The sequence below is a fragment of the Centipeda noxia ATCC 43541 genome (genome assembly GCF_000160555.1).
GTDB lineage: Bacteria > Bacillota > Negativicutes > Selenomonadales > Selenomonadaceae > Centipeda > Centipeda noxia.
In genome coordinates, this window is the sequence record NZ_GG749279.1 from 302,458 (window position 1) to 320,352 (window position 17,895).

The 17,895-nt window shown below is 49.7% G+C and carries 16 protein-coding genes; 14 read left to right on the forward strand and 2 right to left on the reverse strand.

What is annotated here, in order from left to right:
- The first annotated feature begins 33 nt into the window (after positions 1 to 33).
- From HMPREF7545_RS02920 to HMPREF7545_RS02955, 8 genes are all read left to right on the forward strand, one after another.
- Positions 34 to 696, forward strand: coding sequence for a precorrin-2 dehydrogenase/sirohydrochlorin ferrochelatase family protein (locus HMPREF7545_RS02920; RefSeq protein WP_006694182.1), 663 nt, complete (start codon positions 34 to 36; stop codon positions 694 to 696).
- The gene (gene hemA, locus HMPREF7545_RS02925; RefSeq protein WP_040571158.1) at positions 650 to 1,969 is read left to right on the forward strand and encodes a glutamyl-tRNA reductase; all 1,320 of its coding nucleotides are present in this window, start codon (positions 650 to 652) and stop codon (positions 1,967 to 1,969) included. Before HMPREF7545_RS02920 ends, hemA begins: the two co-directional genes overlap by 47 nt.
- A complete protein-coding gene (gene hemC, locus HMPREF7545_RS02930; protein WP_040571159.1) occupies positions 1,929 to 2,864 on the forward strand; it encodes a hydroxymethylbilane synthase in 936 nt (311 codons plus the stop codon). The genes hemA and hemC overlap by 41 nt, the downstream gene beginning before the upstream one ends.
- Positions 2,861 to 4,378 carry a uroporphyrinogen-III C-methyltransferase gene (gene cobA / locus HMPREF7545_RS02935; RefSeq protein WP_006694185.1) on the forward strand — a complete coding sequence of 506 codons (1,518 nt, stop codon included), beginning with the start codon at positions 2,861 to 2,863 and terminating at the stop codon, positions 4,376 to 4,378. The genes hemC and cobA overlap by 4 nt, the downstream gene beginning before the upstream one ends.
- Positions 4,375 to 5,346, forward strand: a complete 972-nt coding sequence (hemB, locus tag HMPREF7545_RS02940) for a porphobilinogen synthase (protein ID WP_006694186.1) — start codon at positions 4,375 to 4,377, stop codon at positions 5,344 to 5,346. Before cobA ends, hemB begins: the two co-directional genes overlap by 4 nt.
- Before the next feature lie 11 nt (positions 5,347 to 5,357).
- Positions 5,358 to 6,677 (forward strand): glutamate-1-semialdehyde 2,1-aminomutase, encoded by a 1,320-nt coding sequence (gene hemL / locus HMPREF7545_RS02945; RefSeq protein ID WP_006694187.1) that lies wholly within the window; start codon positions 5,358 to 5,360, stop codon positions 6,675 to 6,677.
- A 173-nt stretch (positions 6,678 to 6,850) separates the two neighbouring features.
- Positions 6,851 to 8,506, forward strand: a complete 1,656-nt coding sequence (locus tag HMPREF7545_RS02950) for a putative polysaccharide biosynthesis protein (RefSeq protein ID WP_006694188.1) — start codon at positions 6,851 to 6,853, stop codon at positions 8,504 to 8,506.
- Positions 8,503 to 9,387 (forward strand): diacylglycerol/lipid kinase family protein, encoded by an 885-nt coding sequence (locus HMPREF7545_RS02955; protein WP_006694189.1) that lies wholly within the window; start codon positions 8,503 to 8,505, stop codon positions 9,385 to 9,387. Before HMPREF7545_RS02950 ends, HMPREF7545_RS02955 begins: the two co-directional genes overlap by 4 nt.
- 3 nt (positions 9,388 to 9,390) lie before the next feature.
- Here the strand turns inward: HMPREF7545_RS02955 and HMPREF7545_RS02960 are convergent, their stop codons facing one another.
- Positions 9,391 to 10,626, reverse strand: coding sequence for an ATP-binding protein (locus HMPREF7545_RS02960; RefSeq protein ID WP_006694190.1), 1,236 nt, complete (start codon positions 10,624 to 10,626; stop codon positions 9,391 to 9,393).
- 20 nt (positions 10,627 to 10,646) lie between these two features.
- Positions 10,647 to 11,888 (reverse strand): tRNA(Met) cytidine acetate ligase, encoded by a 1,242-nt coding sequence (locus HMPREF7545_RS02965; RefSeq protein WP_006694191.1) that lies wholly within the window; start codon positions 11,886 to 11,888, stop codon positions 10,647 to 10,649.
- Positions 11,889 to 12,042: 154 nt separating this feature from the next.
- Here HMPREF7545_RS02965 and mnmA point away from each other — a divergent pair, with 154 nt between their 5' ends.
- From mnmA to HMPREF7545_RS02995, 6 genes are read left to right on the forward strand one after another with little or no spacing between them, the layout of a single operon-like run.
- Complete coding sequence (gene mnmA, locus HMPREF7545_RS02970; protein WP_211204983.1) at positions 12,043 to 13,128, forward strand: tRNA 2-thiouridine(34) synthase MnmA; 1,086 nt, start codon at positions 12,043 to 12,045, stop codon at positions 13,126 to 13,128.
- Between the two features lie 31 nt (positions 13,129 to 13,159).
- A complete protein-coding gene (locus HMPREF7545_RS02975; RefSeq protein WP_040571160.1) occupies positions 13,160 to 14,209 on the forward strand; it encodes a hypothetical protein in 1,050 nt (349 codons plus the stop codon).
- A gap of 13 nt (positions 14,210 to 14,222) precedes the next feature.
- The gene (locus tag HMPREF7545_RS02980; RefSeq protein WP_006694194.1) at positions 14,223 to 15,083 is read left to right on the forward strand and encodes an NYN domain-containing protein; all 861 of its coding nucleotides are present in this window, start codon (positions 14,223 to 14,225) and stop codon (positions 15,081 to 15,083) included.
- A 12-nt stretch (positions 15,084 to 15,095) separates the two neighbouring features.
- A complete protein-coding gene (locus tag HMPREF7545_RS02985) occupies positions 15,096 to 15,500 on the forward strand; it encodes a DUF3783 domain-containing protein (protein ID WP_006696125.1) in 405 nt (134 codons plus the stop codon).
- A complete protein-coding gene (locus HMPREF7545_RS02990) occupies positions 15,500 to 16,441 on the forward strand; it encodes an ABC transporter substrate-binding protein (RefSeq protein WP_006694196.1) in 942 nt (313 codons plus the stop codon). Before HMPREF7545_RS02985 ends, HMPREF7545_RS02990 begins: the two co-directional genes overlap by 1 nt.
- The gene (locus tag HMPREF7545_RS02995) at positions 16,441 to 17,895 is read left to right on the forward strand and encodes an aminotransferase class I/II-fold pyridoxal phosphate-dependent enzyme (protein ID WP_006694197.1); all 1,455 of its coding nucleotides are present in this window, start codon (positions 16,441 to 16,443) and stop codon (positions 17,893 to 17,895) included. Before HMPREF7545_RS02990 ends, HMPREF7545_RS02995 begins: the two co-directional genes overlap by 1 nt.

Consider the following 17,895-nt stretch of genomic DNA (forward strand, 5'->3'; position numbering starts at 1 on the left):
ATAATATTCACGTTTTGTTCGGGGGGAGTCTGCGTGCTGTATCCGCTGAATATTGATCTGAGTGGACGGACGATCATTGTTGTCGGCGGCGGTAAAGTTGCAGAGCGTAAGGTATGCGGTATCCTAGCTGCGGGTGCGGATGTATCTGTGCGTGTGATTGCACCCGATATGTCGGCGCGACTCCGAGCGTTGGCGCGTACAGGTAAAATTGCATGGATGAAAGAAAGCTATTCGTATCGTATGCTCGAAGGGGCTTTTCTTGTCTATGCGGCGACAGATAAGCGAGAGATCAATGCATCAGTGGCTGCTGAAGCAAAAGAATGCGGAATTTTAGTCAATATTGCCGATGATCCGTATGGCTCTTCGTTTCAGATTCCCTCCTCAGTTCGTCGCGGAGATCTCTTGCTGACCGCATCGACAGGCGGCGGGAGTCCTGCACTGGCACGCAGCATACGAATGGAGCTTGAGCAACTCTATCCAGCGGCTTTTGGACTGTGGCTGAAGCGTGTCGTAATTCTGCGTTCGGAACTACAGGCGATGCTTCCAATCGGTAAAGACCGCCGCTTGTATTGGCGCATGGCACTGCGCCCTGATATTTTGGCAATGGTTCGCAATGGAGAGTTAGAGAAAGCAGAGGTTGAATTACGAAATGCAGCTCTTGATATTGGGGCTCAATCATCGGACGGCTCCGGTTGATGTACGTGAGTGGGTTTCATTTTCTCGCGAGGAACTGCGTTCTGGCCTGCTGAGTTTGGGGGAATATGACGGACTGAGCGGTTTGGTCGTGCTTTCCACCTGTAATCGAACGGAACTCTATGCTGTTGCAGATGATTATGAGCAAGGAATGAAAGCCCTAAGGCAGTTTCTTAATGATTTGGCGCAGGGCGGAGATGATCTGGATGAGTATCTGTATACCTATGTTGATGATGCTGTCATACGCCATCTTTTCCGCGTTGCATCCAGTCTAGACTCCCTTGTCCTCGGAGAGGGGCAGATTCTGTCGCAAGTAAAAGAAGCCTATGCAATTGCCCGTGAGGCAGGGACAACGAGTACAGTGCTTAATCTGCTTTTCCATCGTGCGATTGCAACAGGAAAGCGTGTGCGCACGGAAACACGCATTGCGCATCGCTCTGTATCTGTGAGTTATGCAGCAGTGGAACTTGCCGCTGCATCGCTCGGGGGCCTTGGGGGATGCAGTGCACTGATTTTTGGTGCAGGCAAGATGGCAGAGCTGACAGCCGAGCATCTGCGCGCACACGGGATCGAGACGATATTCGTAGCAAATCGGCATATCGAACGCGGCAAGCGTCTTGCTGAGCGTATTGGCGGCGAGGCAATCCCATTTGATCGCGCAATGGACTACGCGTCCTGTGTTGATGTAGTCGTTACCTCGACGGGCGCTCCGCATTATGTGATCAAAGCATGGGAGGCACGCAGGTTGATGGCGCGGCGTCAGGGCCGGAGAATTTTCCTGATCGATATTGCTGTTCCGCGTGATGTAGATCCAGATGTTGCCGGAATCAAAGGGATTGAGCTCTATAATATCGATGCATTGGAAGCCGTGGTAGATGAGCACCTCGGTGAACGGCAGGCCGAGGCAGTCGAAGCTGAACGCATTGTGGATGAAGAGGTAAGTACTCTCTTGGAACGGTTCAAATATCTTTCATTTCAGCCGTTGATGGCGCTTTTGTCAGGTCGTTGTGAGCGCATACGAGAGCGCGAGATTAAGAGGGTGAGTGCAAAGTTGCCGGATCTCTCGGAGGAAGAGGAGCGACAGGTAGAACATATGAGCCGTATGATTGTGCGCAAGATCCTTCGTATTCCGATGATGAAGCTTCGAGCATCCGCAGGGACTGCCGACGAAGCATTTTATATTGAGGCAATGCGTGCACTTTTTAAACTGGATGCAATAGGAGAAACGGGAACCAGTGAAAAACGGCATAATCAATATCGGTACGCGGGCAAGTAAACTTGCTCTGTGGCAGACTGAATATGTAGCGGCAGAGATCGAGAGACACCATCCATCCTATCGTACAAAGCTGAAAAAAATGACGACAAAAGGAGACCGCATCCTTGACGCGCCTCTGGCTAAGATCGGAGGAAAGGGACTCTTCACGAAAGAGTTGGAGCAGGCGATGCTTGCCGGCCAAATCGACATCGCCGTGCACAGTTTAAAAGATATGCCGACGGAGATTCCGAAAGGGCTGATCATCGGCGCGATTACGAAGCGGCTTGATCCGGGGGATGCATTTGTCAGTGTAAACTATACGTCAATAGAGGAACTTCCCATTGGAGCCAAGGTTGGAACATCAAGCCTTCGGAGACGCGCGCAGCTGCTCGCTGTTCGGCCGGATTTGCAGCTCCTTGATTTGCGCGGCAATGTCAATACACGGCTGGCAAAGCTCGACGCAGGAGATTTCGACGCGATTATACTGGCTGCTGCCGGATTAAAGCGTCTTGGCCTGGGGAATCGAATCCGCAGTATTCTTTCGCAAAGAATGATGCTTCCTGCAGTAGGACAGGGGACGCTGGCCATTGAATGCCGTGCAGATGATACCCGGATCCTCTCTGTGATAGATTTTCTCCATGATCGCAATATGAGCGCGGCAGCGATGGCAGAACGTGCATTTCTGTGCCGTGTCGAGGGTGGATGCCAGATTCCTGTCGGCGTTTATGCAGATTTAAAGGAAGACGGGCTTCTTCATGTCGATGCAATGATCGCTTCCGTTGACGGTATGCGTGTCTGTCGTTCGCGATGCACGGGATCTGCAGAGCGGGCGGAGGAGCTGGGTATCTCTCTCGCAGAGGAATTGCTCGATGCCGGCGGTCGTGAGATTTTAAAAGAGATAGGAATTGCAGTATGAACGGAAAAGTATTTCTTGTTGGCGCGGGTCCCGGAGATCCGCGCCTTTTGACGGTCGGTGCGATGCAGTGCCTAAAGAATGCGGATGTCGTTGTCTACGATCATCTCGCGGATGAGAGCATTCTTTCTTATGCGCCTGCTTCAGCAGAAATTATCTATGTCGGAAAGCAGTCATGCAAGCATACGATGCGTCAAGAGGATATTAATTTGCTGCTTGCTGATAAAGCGGAAGAAGGCAAGACGATTGTTCGCCTCAAAGGCGGTGATCCCTTCGTCTTCGGACGCGGCGGAGAAGAAGCACTTCTACTCTTAGAGAGAGGAATTCCCTTTGAAATTCTGCCGGGAGTGACCTCTGCGATCAGTGTTCCAGCGTATGCAGGAATTCCTGTGACACATCGCGGAATTGCTGTATCTTTTGCAGTCGTTACCGGACATGAGGACCCGTCAAAATCGGAATCGCATATTCGATGGGAACAGCTTGCGACCGCAGTAGATACACTGATTTTCTTGATGGGCGTTGCCAATCTTCCCATAATAACGCAAAAACTCATTGAGAACGGGCGGCCCGTCAATACACCCGCAGCAATTATTCGCTGGGGGACACGGGCGGAGCAGGAGACCTATATCACGACAGTTGGCGAAGCCTCTGCGATGGTACAGCGGGAAGGAATTCGTCCGCCTGCAATCTTTATCGTGGGCGATGTGGTCAAACTGCGCGATCAGCTGCGTTGGTTTGATCGTCCAGATATTCGCCCACTCTTTGGGAAGCGCATTCTTGTCACGCGCGCACGCGCGCAGGCCTCTGCTCTGACAGAGAAACTAAGAGAGCTCGGGGCCTCTTGTATAGAAACTCCGGTCATCCGCATCGTCCCGCCGTCGGACAGTTATGCAGCAATGGATGCAGCGATTAAGGAACTGCAGGGATATCATTGGCTGATCTTTACCAGCGTCAACGGAGTGGAACATTTCTTTGCGCGCCTGCACCACGCAGGGAAGGACACGCGTGCCCTTGGCTATGCGAAGATTGCTGCAATCGGATCGGCAACGGCAGAGGCACTTCATTCCTTCGGGATCCTTGTTGATCTTGTGCCGAAAGAATTCCGTGCAGAGGCTGTCGTTGAAGAGATGATGCCTATTCTTCCGCCGCGTGCCCGTATTCTTCTTCCGCGTGCACATGAGGCGCGCGATATTCTCCCGGAGGCACTGCGTACACACGGTGCTGAAGTCGATGTGGTATCCGCCTATAAGACGGTGCCGGAGCTGGACGACGGAACGGAGATAGCGAAGCAATTGATGAATGGAAAAATTGATTTTGTGACGTTTACAAGCTCCTCTACCGTGAAGAATCTGGTTAAGCAGCTTGGCAATATTACACCACTCCAGCAGGCAAAAATTGCCTGCATCGGTCCGGTTACGGCGGAGACAGCACGAAGCTTTGCACTTGAACCCGATATTATAGCAGATACATATACAATTGACGGGCTTATAGAGAGCATAAAGGAGTACGTTAAATGAATTTGATTCAGCGACCACGCCGCCTGCGTATTTCATCCGGAATACGTGACCTCGTGCGTGAGACAGAGCTCTCTCCGCGTGATTTGGTTTATCCGATTTTTGTCGTCCCCGGCGTGCATATAAAAGAAGAGATCCCAAGCATGCCTGGGTGTTTTCACTATTCTGTAGATCAGGCTGCGTTACTTGCACGGGAAATTGCAGAGCGTGGGATTCCGGCAGTTGAAGTATTTGGTCTTCCGGAGTATAAAGACGAAATCGGTTCGAGTGCATGGGATATGACCAGTCCCGTTCAGCGTGCAATTGCGGCGATTAAAGAGGCTGTTCCGGAACTCATTGTGATTGGCGATGTCTGTCTCTGTCAGTATACGAGTCACGGTCACTGTGGTGAACTTCACGACCGCTATGTGGACAACGACGCGACTCTGCCGCATCTTGTCCAGACAGCAGTTAGCCAAGCGCGTGCTGGTGCAGATATTGTCGCGCCATCCGATATGATGGATGGGCGCGTAGCAGCTATTCGCTCCGGACTCGATGCCGAAGGATTTGTGAATACGAGCATTATGAGTTATGCCGTAAAATATGCTTCCGGCTATTACGGCCCCTTTCGCGATGCGGCAGACAGTGTACCCTCATTCGGTGATCGCAGGCAGTATCAGATGGACCCCGCAAATGTGCGTGAAGCGTTAAAAGAGGCTGCGCTCGATATGGATGAAGGAGCAGACATTATCATGGTAAAACCTGCGCTCGCCTATCTGGATGTTGTGCGTCAAGTATATGAAGCGACTGATCGTCCGATTTCTGTTTACAACGTAAGCGCAGAGTATTCCATGGTCAAAGCAGCTGCTGCAAACGGGTGGATTGATGAGCAGCGCATTGTTCTGGAGACGCTGACAAGTATGAAACGTGCCGGAGCAAAGATCATCATCAGCTACCATGCGATGGATGCTGCTGCATGGCTGAATGTATAAGGAGATCTTCCATGCGGAATACAGAAAAGTCAAGACTCGCCTTTGACGAGGCGAAACAGTATATGCCGGGCGGAGTCAATAGCCCCGTTCGCTCGTTTGCAAATGTGGGCGGCAATCCTCTCTTTATTGCGCGCGCGCAGGGATCGAAAATTTATGATATCGACGGGAACGAGTACATTGACTACGTTGGTTCATGGGGACCGATGATTGTCGGTCATGCACATCCCCAAGTGGTAGGTGCATTGCAGGAGGCTGTGACGCACGGGACAAGCTATGGTGCTCCGACTCTCCTTGAGACGGAGCTGGCAAAACTCGTCAAAAACATCTATCCGTCCATTGAAGTGATTCGTATGGTGAATTCGGGGACGGAAGCGACAATGAGCGCTCTTCGCCTCGCACGCGGATATACGGGGCGCGATAAGATCGTAAAATTTATCGGATGCTATCATGGGCACAGTGACAGCCTGCTTGTCAGCGCAGGCTCTGGGATGGCGACATTTGGGGTACCGAGTTCTCCGGGGGTTACGGGTGGAACAGCTGCAGATACGATTGCCGTTCCTTACAACAACGAGAATGCAATTCGTACGGTTATGGAGTATGACGGAGAGCATATTGCAGCAGTTATCGTAGAACCGGTGGCAGGAAATATGGGACTTGTACTGCCGCGTCAGGGATATCTCTCACTCCTACGGGAGCTTACGGAAAAGCATGGCGCACTCCTTATCTTCGATGAAGTAATGTGCGGATTCCGTGCCTCGCTTGGCGGGGCTCAGGCCGCATATGGTATCCGTCCTGATCTCACCTGTCTTGGCAAGATCATTGGCGGTGGACTTCCCGTAGCGGCATATGGTGGACGACGCGAAATCATGGAATATATTTCCCCTGCAGGGCCTGTTTATCAGGCAGGAACGCTCTCGGGAAACCCACTTGCAATGACGGCTGGCATTGAGACGCTTAGAATTTTGACGGCAGAATCGAAAGAGGGAAAGGCAGATTACAGTCGTGAACTGACCATCAAAACGAAGGATCTTCTGCTCGGGTGGCAGCGCGCTGCAAAGGATGCCGGTGTTCCAATCTGTGCTCACCAAGCGGGCTCGATGTTTGGTATTTTCTTTATTGACCGAGATGTTTATGATTACGACGATGCTGTGTCTGCAGATCAGGATGCCTTTCGTATTTGGTTCGAAACAATGCTGGATGAAGGAATATATCTCGCGCCATCCCAGTTCGAGACGACTTTTCTATCGGGGGCTCATACGGATGAAGATATTGCGCGCACGATTGCGGCGGCAAAGAAAGCGTTTGCAGCAGTAAAAGAGAAGCGCAGTTAATTTTGCAGAAGCCTCCTGTGGGAAAATTTCTCACAGGAGGTTTTTTATTTTTGGAAAAGTCCGTCAGCAAGAGATTATCCGGATTGCTCCGAAGAATGGCATATGCTATAATTCAAGAGTAAGTCGTAAAATGTGTATCCATTTGCAGATATTCAAAGTATCATATTGAGGCGGTGTTTCTCATTAGTGAGATAGATATTGCTGCAGGGAAAAGCAGCAAGGGAGAATCCTTCCTCAAAGGAACCTTTGTCCTGACGATCGCGGGTTTCGTGGTTAAGGTCATTGGTTCATTGAATTGGATCTTCGTGTCCCGTATCCTTGGAGGCGAGGGAATCGGGCTGTATCAGATGGCTTTTCCCATTTATTTTTTTGCTATGACGGTCTCGCAGGCAGGCGTTCCCGTTGCTATTTCAATTATTACGGCAGAGCGTGTAGCATTGAACGATATCTACGGAGCAAAGCGTGTTTTTCGCATCTCAATGATGCTTATGCTGTTCACGGGACTGTTTTTTTCTATTCTTACCTATCTGGCTGCTGATTGGCTGATTGACTGGCAGCTTATTCGTGATGCACGTGCATATAAAGCGGTTGTCGTACTGGCGCCCACCGTCTTTTTTGTGACTCTTCTTGCAAGCTCACGCGGCTATCTGCAGGGCTGGCAGCGCATGACACCGACGGCAGTCTCACAAATCGTAGAGCAGGTCTTCCGCGTTGTGACAATGATCGTTCTTGCAAGTCTCCTCATGCCGTGGGGACTTGACTATGCTGCTGCAGGCGCTTCGCTTGGCGCACTTGCTGGAGCTGTGACAGGACTTATCGTCCTCGTTTACTTTCATATCAAACTGGAGCGGGATATCGCACGTGATTACGGTACGCAAGTTAAGCCGTTGCCAGGTGCAGCGTATGAATCCAGGCGCTCTATTATCAAGCGTATTTTCAAACTGGCTCTTCCGGTATCGGCGGCAAGTATTATGCTACCGGTCGTATCGAATCTGGATCTCATGATCGTACCACAGCGCCTTGAGGCGGCAGGCTACAGCATCAGTGAGGCAACAGAGCTGTTTGGCTACTTGAACGGAATGGCAGTTCCGCTGGTAAATCTCGCAACGATATTGACGGCATCGATGGCAATGAGTATTGTACCTGCCATTTCGGAGTCCCGGGTACTCGGTAATCGGGCACGTGTTTACGATCAGACAGCTGCTTCGGTTCGCATTTCGAACTTTGTCTGTTTTCCTGCATTTGTCATCGTATTTATCCTTGCAACGCCGATATCTGCTTTGATCTATAACGCGCCTGGGGCCGGTCCTGCGGTGATGATCTCAGCGGTGAGCATTATTCTGCTTGGACTGCACCAGGTCTCGACAGGTATTCTCCAGGGGCTTGGGCATCCCACGATTCCAATGGTGAATATGATTCTAGCCGCAGCGGCAAAGGTTTTCTTAAACTGGCACCTGACTGCCATTCCCTGGCTCGGTATCATGGGAGCTGCATGGGCGACAGCGGCGGATATGGGTGTTGCTGCGTTAATAAATCTGTACTTTATCTATCGTTTTATCGGCTACCGCATTGAGTTCCTGCAGCTTTTCAAGACAATATGCTCTGCAGGCATCATGGCAGGGGGTGTCTATCTTTTCTATATATGGACCCTAGCGTGGTGGGGGATTGCTGCGATTTCTACATTTGGGGCGGTATTCTTCGGATGTGTCATCTATATTGCGGCAATGATTCTTCTGCGTGCATTGATTGAAGAGGATCTTCGGCGACTGCCGATAATTGGTACAGTTGGAATTCAATTTCTGCAAAGGATTGGGGTTTTTAAGACATGAAAAAACATGGGCTAATCTATAATCCCGTCTCCGGGCATGCTCTCTTTAAAGGAAAACTCGATCTTTTAATTGAAATGTTTCAGCGTCATGATATCTTGCTCTGCCCCTACCGCACACGTGGAGGAAAGCAGGATGATTTGGGTCGTTTTCTCCGTGAGGTTCATCCGGACGGCGTCCTTGCGGCCGGTGGAGACGGCACAGTGCATGCCGTCGTAAATGCCATGCTGGAGTCGGAAACAGATGTACCGCTTGGCATACTCAGCAGCGGAACCTCTAATGATTTTGCGACACATCTCGGTATCCAGGGAGATTGGGAATCCTATATTGAACGCATTGCGGCAGATGAGTCGCGGCGTGTCGATCTGGGCATACTTGACGGACACGGAAAATATTTTGTCAACGTTGTCAGTGCGGGAATGCTCACAGGAATTGCACATGAGGTAAAATCCGCCTATAAAAATACGCTGGGAAAAGTTGCTTACTATCTGAAAGGAATCGGTGAGCTCCCGCGCCTGCGCTCTTTTTCTGTCCAGATTACGGCAGACGGAGTTGTGTATGATGCGGATATATTTCTTTTTGTTATAGCAAACAGCCCTGTTGTTGCCGGGATGAAACAGATTGGTGATCATATCTCAATTGATGATGGAATGCTGGATCTTTTGGCAGTCAAAAAAACAGGACTGCCACAGTTTATGTCCGTTGCAGCAGACCTATTTTCCGGAAAAACAGTAACAGAACGGGAGAATATCCTGCACATTCGTGCAAAGGAATTTGAAATCCGAACAGATGAGCTCCTATGCAGCGATATCGACGGTGAGTGCGGTCCGCTGCTCCCTCTGCGAATACGTACGCTTCCGATGGCGCTCTCGGTATACTGCTGATCCTTAGTAATTCCCGAGGTAGTACGCGACGAATTGCTGCGCTGTACGCCCGCTGCGTCCGCTGTGGGTCATCTCCCAACGCAGTCCGGCAATACGAAGTTCCTCAGGAGAGAGGTGTATGCCTCGTTGTGAGAGCATGTGATCGATAATTTCTAGATACTCATCTTGATCTGGCGTGTGGTAATGGATAATGAGACCAAAACGGTCTGACAACGATATGTTTTCATTTATACTGTCGTTGCGATAGAGTTCATTCTGCTCACGTTCACACCATGTCTCGCGTACAAGATGACGACGGTTGGAGGTCGCATAGAGACGTACGTTCGGTGGGCAAGAGGAGACGCCTCCCTCAATGGCGGATTTGACCGCTTTAAACTCGGCATCGGAGTCTTCAAACGAAATATCGTCGAGAAAGAGGACAAACTTACGTCCCGCGTAGCCCCGCAAAGCATTCATAATCTCAGGTAGCTTTCTCAGTTGCTCCTTTGTGACCTGAACAAGACGGAGGCTATTCTCCTCGAATTCTCCGACAAGCGCTTTGACTGCCGAAGATTTTCCTGTGCCGCGGGCGCCGACGAGCAGAACGTGATTTGCAGGCTTTCCCTGAACAAAAGCACGTGTATTTTGAATGAGCTGTTCTTTCTGACGCCGGTATCCGATGAGATCTTTCATCCGCATGCATTCAAAATGTGTGATGCCGCAAAGCCGTTTCTTCGATTCATCCCAATGGAAGACAGCATACGCGGCAATATCTCCGCAGCCATAACGTGCATAAAATGTGAGAAGTGCCTCTGCATAGTCTTCTGTGCTATTTGCAGTCTCAAGCCATGGAAGCAGAAAATCTTCCGTTTTATCATATGTTTTTTTTGTAGGTTCGTAGTCGTCTAAAATTTTTTCGCCGAGAAAATTGCTGGTCGGTGTGATAAGAAGCGGGTGTAGAAGCGCAATATCCCGATAGAAAATGTGGCGAAGACTGTTTCCGGGGGGGAGTCCTGTACGCTCCATGATTTCAGAGACGATATTGGATCTGTAGATGATTACGTGGAGCAGGTAGCGGGAAAGCAAATTGCCCTTGAGGCCAAGATTCTCTGCCGCAGTGATCAAGCGGGAACAGCATTCATTCCGTTCTTGCATACCGTTCTCACCGAGCAGTATGGCGTTTTCGAGAGCTGAGATAATTGGATCATGACGGATTGATCGCAATGCAAGAAGCTTGGATAAATTTACATGCGGATTCATGGAGCCCTCTCTTTTCCTCTTTACAAAAGCTGAGGCGAAGTAATGAAATCTGTACGGCAGGTATCTTTATGTTCTGTCAAAAGCGTTAGGATACGAAGTTCCGTTGCACGCGTATCAAAGGAAAGCATTTGCTGAAGTAGTGACAGCTCACTGCTAGGAACGCTGCGTTGACCACTTGTCAAAAATGCAGCAGTACGTGTGACAATCGGAAGCTGAGTATATTTTTTTATTTGACGGAGGATGTTTCTCCCCTGCGTATTGAATGCCAATGGCCGGATATAGGAAGCGCCTTCCTTGTCAAATACTGTTGTCTGCGCCTTTTGTAAGCACAGCAGCAGATGTACGATCAGGCGGGCAATACGGCTTTGCGGATAGCGTTTCGTCGATACTTTTTTGATGAGGTCGTTGTATTCAGCTGTTGTTTTTAGACAGTCAACGAGGCGATTTTCTATTCCCTCCGCAACTCCGCAGATATTATTCAATTCACTAGTATTTCGTATGAGCAGCTCATACCGCAGCAGGCGGAGGAGTTCATTTTCTTCCGGAAGGCCAAATAAATATGCCGTATGCAGATCACTGAATACGAGGGGCAAGAGACTTTTCTCCAACAGATTCCATGCCGGAGGAATTCTGCGAAGGGCAGTTCGGATGGATGAGGCGCTTGTAATGCCTGCATATAAATGTACATCACTGTGCTGCACCGATTTTCGCTGAACGGGGATAGGAGTTATCTGCGGAGCAAATTGATGCAGTGCACGCAGATACTCGACGGCAAGAATATTATTCGGCGCGCGGAGCATATCCTCGGATACGCCAACATCCATGAGTGCATGAGATAAAGCTGCAGCATAGGAAAAACCTGCGTCGATATACTCGTATATTTTTTCCTGAACGGGATCGGAATCAATCTGCAGCGCGATCTCCATGAGCGGCGCTGTCTCATTTGCCTCTGTACCGAAGGCGAGATGACTGACGACACCAAGGCGTGAGAGCAGTGAAATTCCGCCGCGTGCAAAGTCCTGCGCACTGCGGCAGGCAAAGACAAACGGAAGTTCAAGTACGAGATCAGCCCCGCCAGCCACCGCATGGCGCGCTCTCCTCCACTTGTCCATGATGCACGGTGTACCGCGCTGTGTAAAGCTGCCGCTCATTGCAACGATGATCCCGTCAATATCCGGATATCTTCGGCGCAGCTCACGAAGCTGCCAAACGTGTCCGCAATGGAAAGGATTATATTCAGCAATAATGCCGATAAATTGCATAAGATTCCTCTCTTCACCAAATTTATTTCCATTTTAACAAAAAAAATACGATTTGTGTAGACTCTATGGAACATATACAATATCTTGTATTTTCCGAGGGCAAATGCTATACTAAACGAAAATTTAGGAGAATAATTAATCTGTGGAGCGTAAGATGAAGAAGGAACGCGTTGTGGTCGCTATGAGCGGCGGCGTAGATAGTTCTTTAGCGGCGGCACTACTGCAGGAACGGGGATACGACGTTGTGGGGGTAACAATGCGTCTTTCGGCGGAAAACAGAGATGCACCTTCGAATGACCGCAGCTGCTGTTCATTGATCAGCGTTGACGATGCGCGGCGAGTTGCAGATGTTCTTGGAATCCCGCACTATGTTATGGATTTCACGGAGCCGTTTCAACATGCTGTGATCGATTATTTTTTCAATGAATATCTGCATGGACGCACGCCGAACCCTTGCATTGCCTGTAACCGCTTTATTAAATTTGAAGGACTCCTTCATAAATCAAAGGAACTGGGGGCCTCCTATATCGCAACCGGACATTATGCACGCATTGATCATGGGAAAGACGGCACGTATCGTTTACGTAAAGGATTGGATCTGGAAAAGGATCAATCTTATGTCCTCTACCATATGAACCAGGAAATACTTGCGCATGTACTGTTGCCGCTGGGCGTGTTCAGTAAGCATGAGACACGCCGTATGGCAGAACAATACCATCTTCCTGTTGCATATAAAGCAGAAAGCCAGGAGATTTGCTTTGTGCCGCGTGATGATTATAAATCCTATCTGCGCGAAAAACGTCCAGAATCCTGCTGCCCAGGGAATATTGTAGATCGTGCTGGGAATGTTCTCGGTATTCATGAGGGGATCGCATTTTATACGATAGGACAGCGAAAAGGTTTGGGAATTGCGGCAACGCAGCCGCTCTATGTGACTGCATTGGATACGTTGCACAATCGTGTTGTTGTAGGAACCGCAAATGAAGTCTATGCTCGAGGATTGACAGCATCCGATCTGAACTGGACCATGCCGATTGCACTGGATAATCCTCGTACAGTGCAGGCGAAGATTCGCTATGGAAAAAGGTCAGCTTCTGCAACCATTACATCACATAAAGATGGGGAGGTGCATGTACTCTTTTCAGAGCTGCAGCGCGCTGTTACGCCCGGGCAGTCCATTGTATTTTATGAAGATGATGTTGTTCTTGGTGGTGGGATCATTGATCAAATGATTGTTTGAACTGTTAATATTAATAATGGGGGGGAGTGTGATGATGAGCCGTGCTACAAAAGCGAAGGTTGTCTGTGCTGCGCTGCTCGGAGTTGTAGTAATGCTTGCGGGGCTCTTTTGGTATTTTCGCGTTTATACGAAGACACCGGAATATGCACTTCGTTCTGTTGAGTCGGCATTGGATCAGCACGATGAGCCGCAGTTTCTGCGTTATGTTCGCTTGGATTCCATACTCGATTCCGGTTATGATGATTTTATGGCAGGAACAATGGAAGCTGAATTTGGGCATTCACGTGAAACGTCTACTGCCCTTGAAGACTTTTCCAGAATGCTCAAACCCGCCTTTATCAAGATGCTGAGGGACGCTTTGGATACGCGCCTAAAAACAGGAGAATGGCCCTCCGCGGATGCGGCGCAAGAGGGGGCGGACGCCGAAAATATCCTTTCTCGCATCGGTGTACGTGATTTAAGTTTACGTGAAATTGCCAATCTGACCGTGGATGAAGAGGCACAGACTGCTTTGGCGGATGTGGTTACATATCAAGAGGAAGCAGACAGCAACTTTACATTCAAAATCAGCCTTGCTCCTTCTGAGGAAGGAGATTGGCAGGTCGTTTCCATCGAGAATCTGCATGAGTATGCCGTATTCTTGGGAAAATCACGGCGTCTTCGTGTCGAAGCCTATTTGGAGGAAACGGATGCCATTGCGGAACGCCATGATCAGAGCATTGCTGCGGCCCGGATACGGCTTTACAGTATATTGGGGGCAGGGACTCTTGGAAATCAGGCAACTCGGGATATGGCACGCCAGACCATGGAACAAGATATCCTTTCAGACTGGCAGAAACGCCGTGAGGAACTTGCAGCTGTCACTGTTCCGCGGACGATGCAGAGTTTGCACCAACTCCGTCTTAAGATATGTGATCTGCACATTGCGTACGCCCAAGGCTATGCTGCGTGGATGACGGATAAGAATGCGGTCACCATTCGCGCAGCAGAAAATAATCTGCGTCAAGCGGACGTGCTGGAAATCGAAGCAGCATTTCTTGCACAGCGAGCCAGGCGTTCCTTTTCTGACAGGGTAGAGTGAGGAGAGATGCATAATGCTCGATTCGAGCAATGATACCGTAGCAATTCTCTATGATATTGAGAATGCGCCAATCGAAATGCTCCAATATACCATTGATAAAGCACAGCGCTATCAGCCCTGCCGCATGATTATCGTTTCTGATTGGGAGGCGCATCCCGAACAGAAACGCTGGGATCGCCTTATGCAGTATCCTGATTTTACATTTCGACAGATCAGCAGGACATTCTACGGAAAAAACTCACTTGACTCTGCACTCTATGATTCCGCACAGATTCTCTATCAGGAAGGAGTGCGGAAGTATTTTATCATTACAACAGATTCAGATTTTGTTCGCATTGCTGAATCCTTAAATGCAGAGGATCCGTCCTATATCATAGGAGTCGGGACGAAACAGGCAAGTGAAGATTTGCGCAACGCATATAATGAATTCTTCGTCTATCCACCAGAGCGCAAAAGCGGAAAGGATAATACAGCAAAGAACCACGAGAACCAGAATACGGAGGAAACATCCATGGCAAAGAAGAAATCGACAGAAGAAAAAAATGTAAAAAACGGTCAAAAAACGATTGCAGAGAAAGCAGGAAAAGTGCAGGAGCAAAAAAAACGCACTGCGAAGGTCGTAAAGAAAAAAAATGCACCGGAAAATAAGTCGGAAGAGATAACGATAAAAGAGCCACAGAAATCTGAACTCAAATCCAAGAAAAAGCCCCCACAGAAGTTAGGCGGATCAGCCGATCTTTTAATGAATGGTTTTTTGGCGGTTCGTCTTCCCAAGACACTGCGCACATCACTTGAGAAAAAAATGCTGGAGGAAGAAGTCTCCCTGGATGAACTTGTGACCTATCTCTTAATGCGCGGATTATCCGCAAAATAATTGGATGGCATGATGGCAAAAAAAGAAGAGCGCGTGTTTCTCTATCAATTTCCGGAGGATCAGATCCACACGGCAAAGAATGTATTTCGTACGCTCGGAATCCGTATACAGACTCTTTCTCGGGAGGCGTGGCGGGAGAAGGTCGGCTGGCTGTTAGGTATCAAGGGCTATAAGCCCGCATTTCCTTCACCGGCAGATGAGCCTTTTGAGTTCCCGCACCGGCTCCTATTGCTGGAGCACATTCAGGGAAAAAGGATGACGAAGGTTCTCATGGCATTGGAAGATGCGGGAATTCCTCGCATTACGTATAAGTCGGCAATTACGCCGTACAATACAATGTGGACACTGCGCTATCTCTGCGAACACATGGAAAAGGAACACGCTCCAACTGTTGAAGATCGGGAAGGGAAGGTTTGATGAAGAGAATTCTTTCCATTGTACTGGTGGTGATGCTTTTTGTAATGGTGGGCTGCGGTTCAGAGCCGCAGGTAAAAGAGCAGAAGCTTTCAAAATTAACCATCGGACTGATGCCGGATACAGACTCGATTCCGTTTATCATCGCTGCAGAATATGGATATTTTGCGGAAGAGGGGCTCGAAATCGAACTCATTCCTTTCAAAAGTGCTATGGAGCGGGATGCGGCGCTTCAAAGCGGCAGCCTCGACGGTGCGGTCTCTGACCTGCTTGCCGTCATTTTTGCGCGTTCAGGCGGTTTTTCCGTATATGCGACATCCTACACGGACGGAAGCTATAACCTCGTTGCGGGCGGAAACACGGACATTGCCTCAGCGGCAGACCTGCGCGGCAAGGAGATCGCCATCTCCCGCAACACAATCATCGAATACGTGACGGATGAAATTCTCGCGGTGAATGGGGTGGGGGAAAAGGATGTATCAAAGGTCGTCATCCCGCAGATTCCCGTACGCCTTGAAATGCTGCAAAGCGGGAATCTTGCGGCAGCAGTCCTTCCGGAACCGATGGCAAGTGTCGCTGAGTTTTCGGGAAGCCGTTATGTGACAGGATCAGGGGAGCTTGGAATCAATCCGGGCGTAATTGTCTTTACGGACTCTGCAATCAAGGACAAAGAGCAGTCCATTCGAGCAATGTACCGCGCCTATGACAAAGCAGCCAACTACCTCAACAATACCCCCCGTGCGGATTATATTGATCTCATAATGGAGCGGAGCGGTTTTCCTGGACCCGCACGCGATGCTCTCGTACTTAAACCCTATCACTTCGCTGGGCTTCCAGCAGAGAAGGACGTTGATGAAGCAGTGCGGTGGGTGAAAAACAAAGGCCTCGCAGGAGATTATCGTTATGACGAACTCGTTTCCAAACTCCTCACGGAGGGGAAATAATGCCGTACCTCTCTCAGACGAGTGCTCCTATTCAGGAGGCGCTTGAGCGGATGAAGCGTGCCCGCCTTGTTCCCTTTGATGTCCCGGGGCATAAGCGTGGTCGTGGAAATCCGGAGCTTGCAGCATTTCTTGGAAATGCCTGTCTTGATGTCGACGTAAACTCCATGAAGATGCTCGATAATCTCTGCCATCCTGTCTCCGTGATTCGCGATGCGGAACATCTTGCAGCTGAGGCATTTCGGGCTGCACATGCTTTTTTCATGGTGAGCGGCACGACCGGCTCTGTGCAGGCGATGGTACTCTCGGCAGTAGGACGCGGCGATAAGATCATCATGCCGCGTAATGTGCATCGAAGCGCCATCAATGCCCTGATTCTCTGCGGTGCAATTCCGATCTATGTAAATCCCGGCATCGATGATTTGCTTGGCATTGCACTTGGTATGCGGGCGAAGGATGTTGCCGCAGCGATTGACCGCCATCCTGATGCCAAGGCGGTATTTGTCAATAATCCGACCTATTATGGAATTTGCTCCGATCTTCGTGCAATTACAGAGCTGGCGCATAAACACGGTATGAAGGTTCTCGTAGACGAGGCACACGGAACACATCTGTATTTCAGTGACCGCCTGCCCGTGCCTGCGATGGATGCAGGGGCGGATATGGCGGCGGTAAGCATGCATAAATCCGGCGGCTCCCTGACGCAGAGTTCCATCCTCCTCTGTGCCGAAACAATGCCGCTCGGCTATGTCCATCAGATCATCAACATCACGCAGACAACAAGTGCATCTTATCTGCTTCTGGCCAGTCTTGATATTAGTCGCCGCAACCTTGCACTGCGCGGGCGTGAGGTCATTGATAAGATTATCGACCTTGTTGCATATGCACGTGACGAGATTAATGCAATTGGCGACTATTATGCTTATGGGCGTGAGTTAATTGATGGGTCTGCAGTCTACGATTTCGATACAACGAAGCTTTCGATTTTTACGCGCCCGACAGGACTCGCGGGAATCGAGGTCTATGACATCCTGCGCGATGACTATGACATTCAGACAGAGTTTGGTGATATTGCAAATCTGCTCGCCTACGTCTCCGTCGGGGATCGTCCGAAAGACATCGAACGACTTGTTGCAGCACTCGCTGAAATACGGCGAAACTACCGCAAAGATCCCTCCAAAACCCTCAAGATGGAGTATATCGATCCCGTTGTCGTCTGCGGACCACAGGATGCATTCTATGCAGAGAAAGAGTCGCTGCCCATTGCAGAAACATGCGGACGTATATGCAGTGAGTTTGTGATGTGCTATCCGCCGGGGATTCCAATACTTGCGCCGGGGGAACAAATCACGGAGGAAATTCTGACCTACATTCGCTATGCGAAGAAAAAAGGCTGCCAGATCACAGGCCCCGAGGATATGAGTATACATCGCCTCAATGTGATGACGGAGAATTAG

Bases quoted from the DNA above. Each gene is read 5' to 3' on its own strand.
- hemA (WP_040571158.1), top strand. From the start codon at position 650: ATGCAGCTCTTGATATTGGGGCTCAATCATCGGACGGCTCCGGTTGAT.
- cobA (WP_006694185.1), top strand. From the start codon at position 2,861: ATGAACGGAAAAGTATTTCTTGTTGGCGCGGGTCCCGGAGATCCGCGC.
- hemB (WP_006694186.1), top strand. From the start codon at position 4,375: ATGAATTTGATTCAGCGACCACGCCGCCTGCGTATTTCATCCGGAATA.
- hemL (WP_006694187.1), top strand. From the start codon at position 5,358: ATGCGGAATACAGAAAAGTCAAGACTCGCCTTTGACGAGGCGAAACAG.
- HMPREF7545_RS02955 (WP_006694189.1), top strand. From the start codon at position 8,503: ATGAAAAAACATGGGCTAATCTATAATCCCGTCTCCGGGCATGCTCTC.
- HMPREF7545_RS02960 (WP_006694190.1), bottom strand. From the start codon at position 10,626: ATGAATCCGCATGTAAATTTATCCAAGCTTCTTGCATTGCGATCAATC.
- HMPREF7545_RS02965 (WP_006694191.1), bottom strand. From the start codon at position 11,888: ATGCAATTTATCGGCATTATTGCTGAATATAATCCTTTCCATTGCGGA.
- mnmA (WP_211204983.1), top strand. From the start codon at position 12,043: ATGAAGAAGGAACGCGTTGTGGTCGCTATGAGCGGCGGCGTAGATAGT.
- HMPREF7545_RS02975 (WP_040571160.1), top strand. From the start codon at position 13,160: ATGATGAGCCGTGCTACAAAAGCGAAGGTTGTCTGTGCTGCGCTGCTC.
- HMPREF7545_RS02980 (WP_006694194.1), top strand. From the start codon at position 14,223: ATGCTCGATTCGAGCAATGATACCGTAGCAATTCTCTATGATATTGAG.
- HMPREF7545_RS02985 (WP_006696125.1), top strand. From the start codon at position 15,096: ATGGCAAAAAAAGAAGAGCGCGTGTTTCTCTATCAATTTCCGGAGGAT.
- HMPREF7545_RS02990 (WP_006694196.1), top strand. From the start codon at position 15,500: ATGAAGAGAATTCTTTCCATTGTACTGGTGGTGATGCTTTTTGTAATG.
- HMPREF7545_RS02995 (WP_006694197.1), top strand. From the start codon at position 16,441: ATGCCGTACCTCTCTCAGACGAGTGCTCCTATTCAGGAGGCGCTTGAG.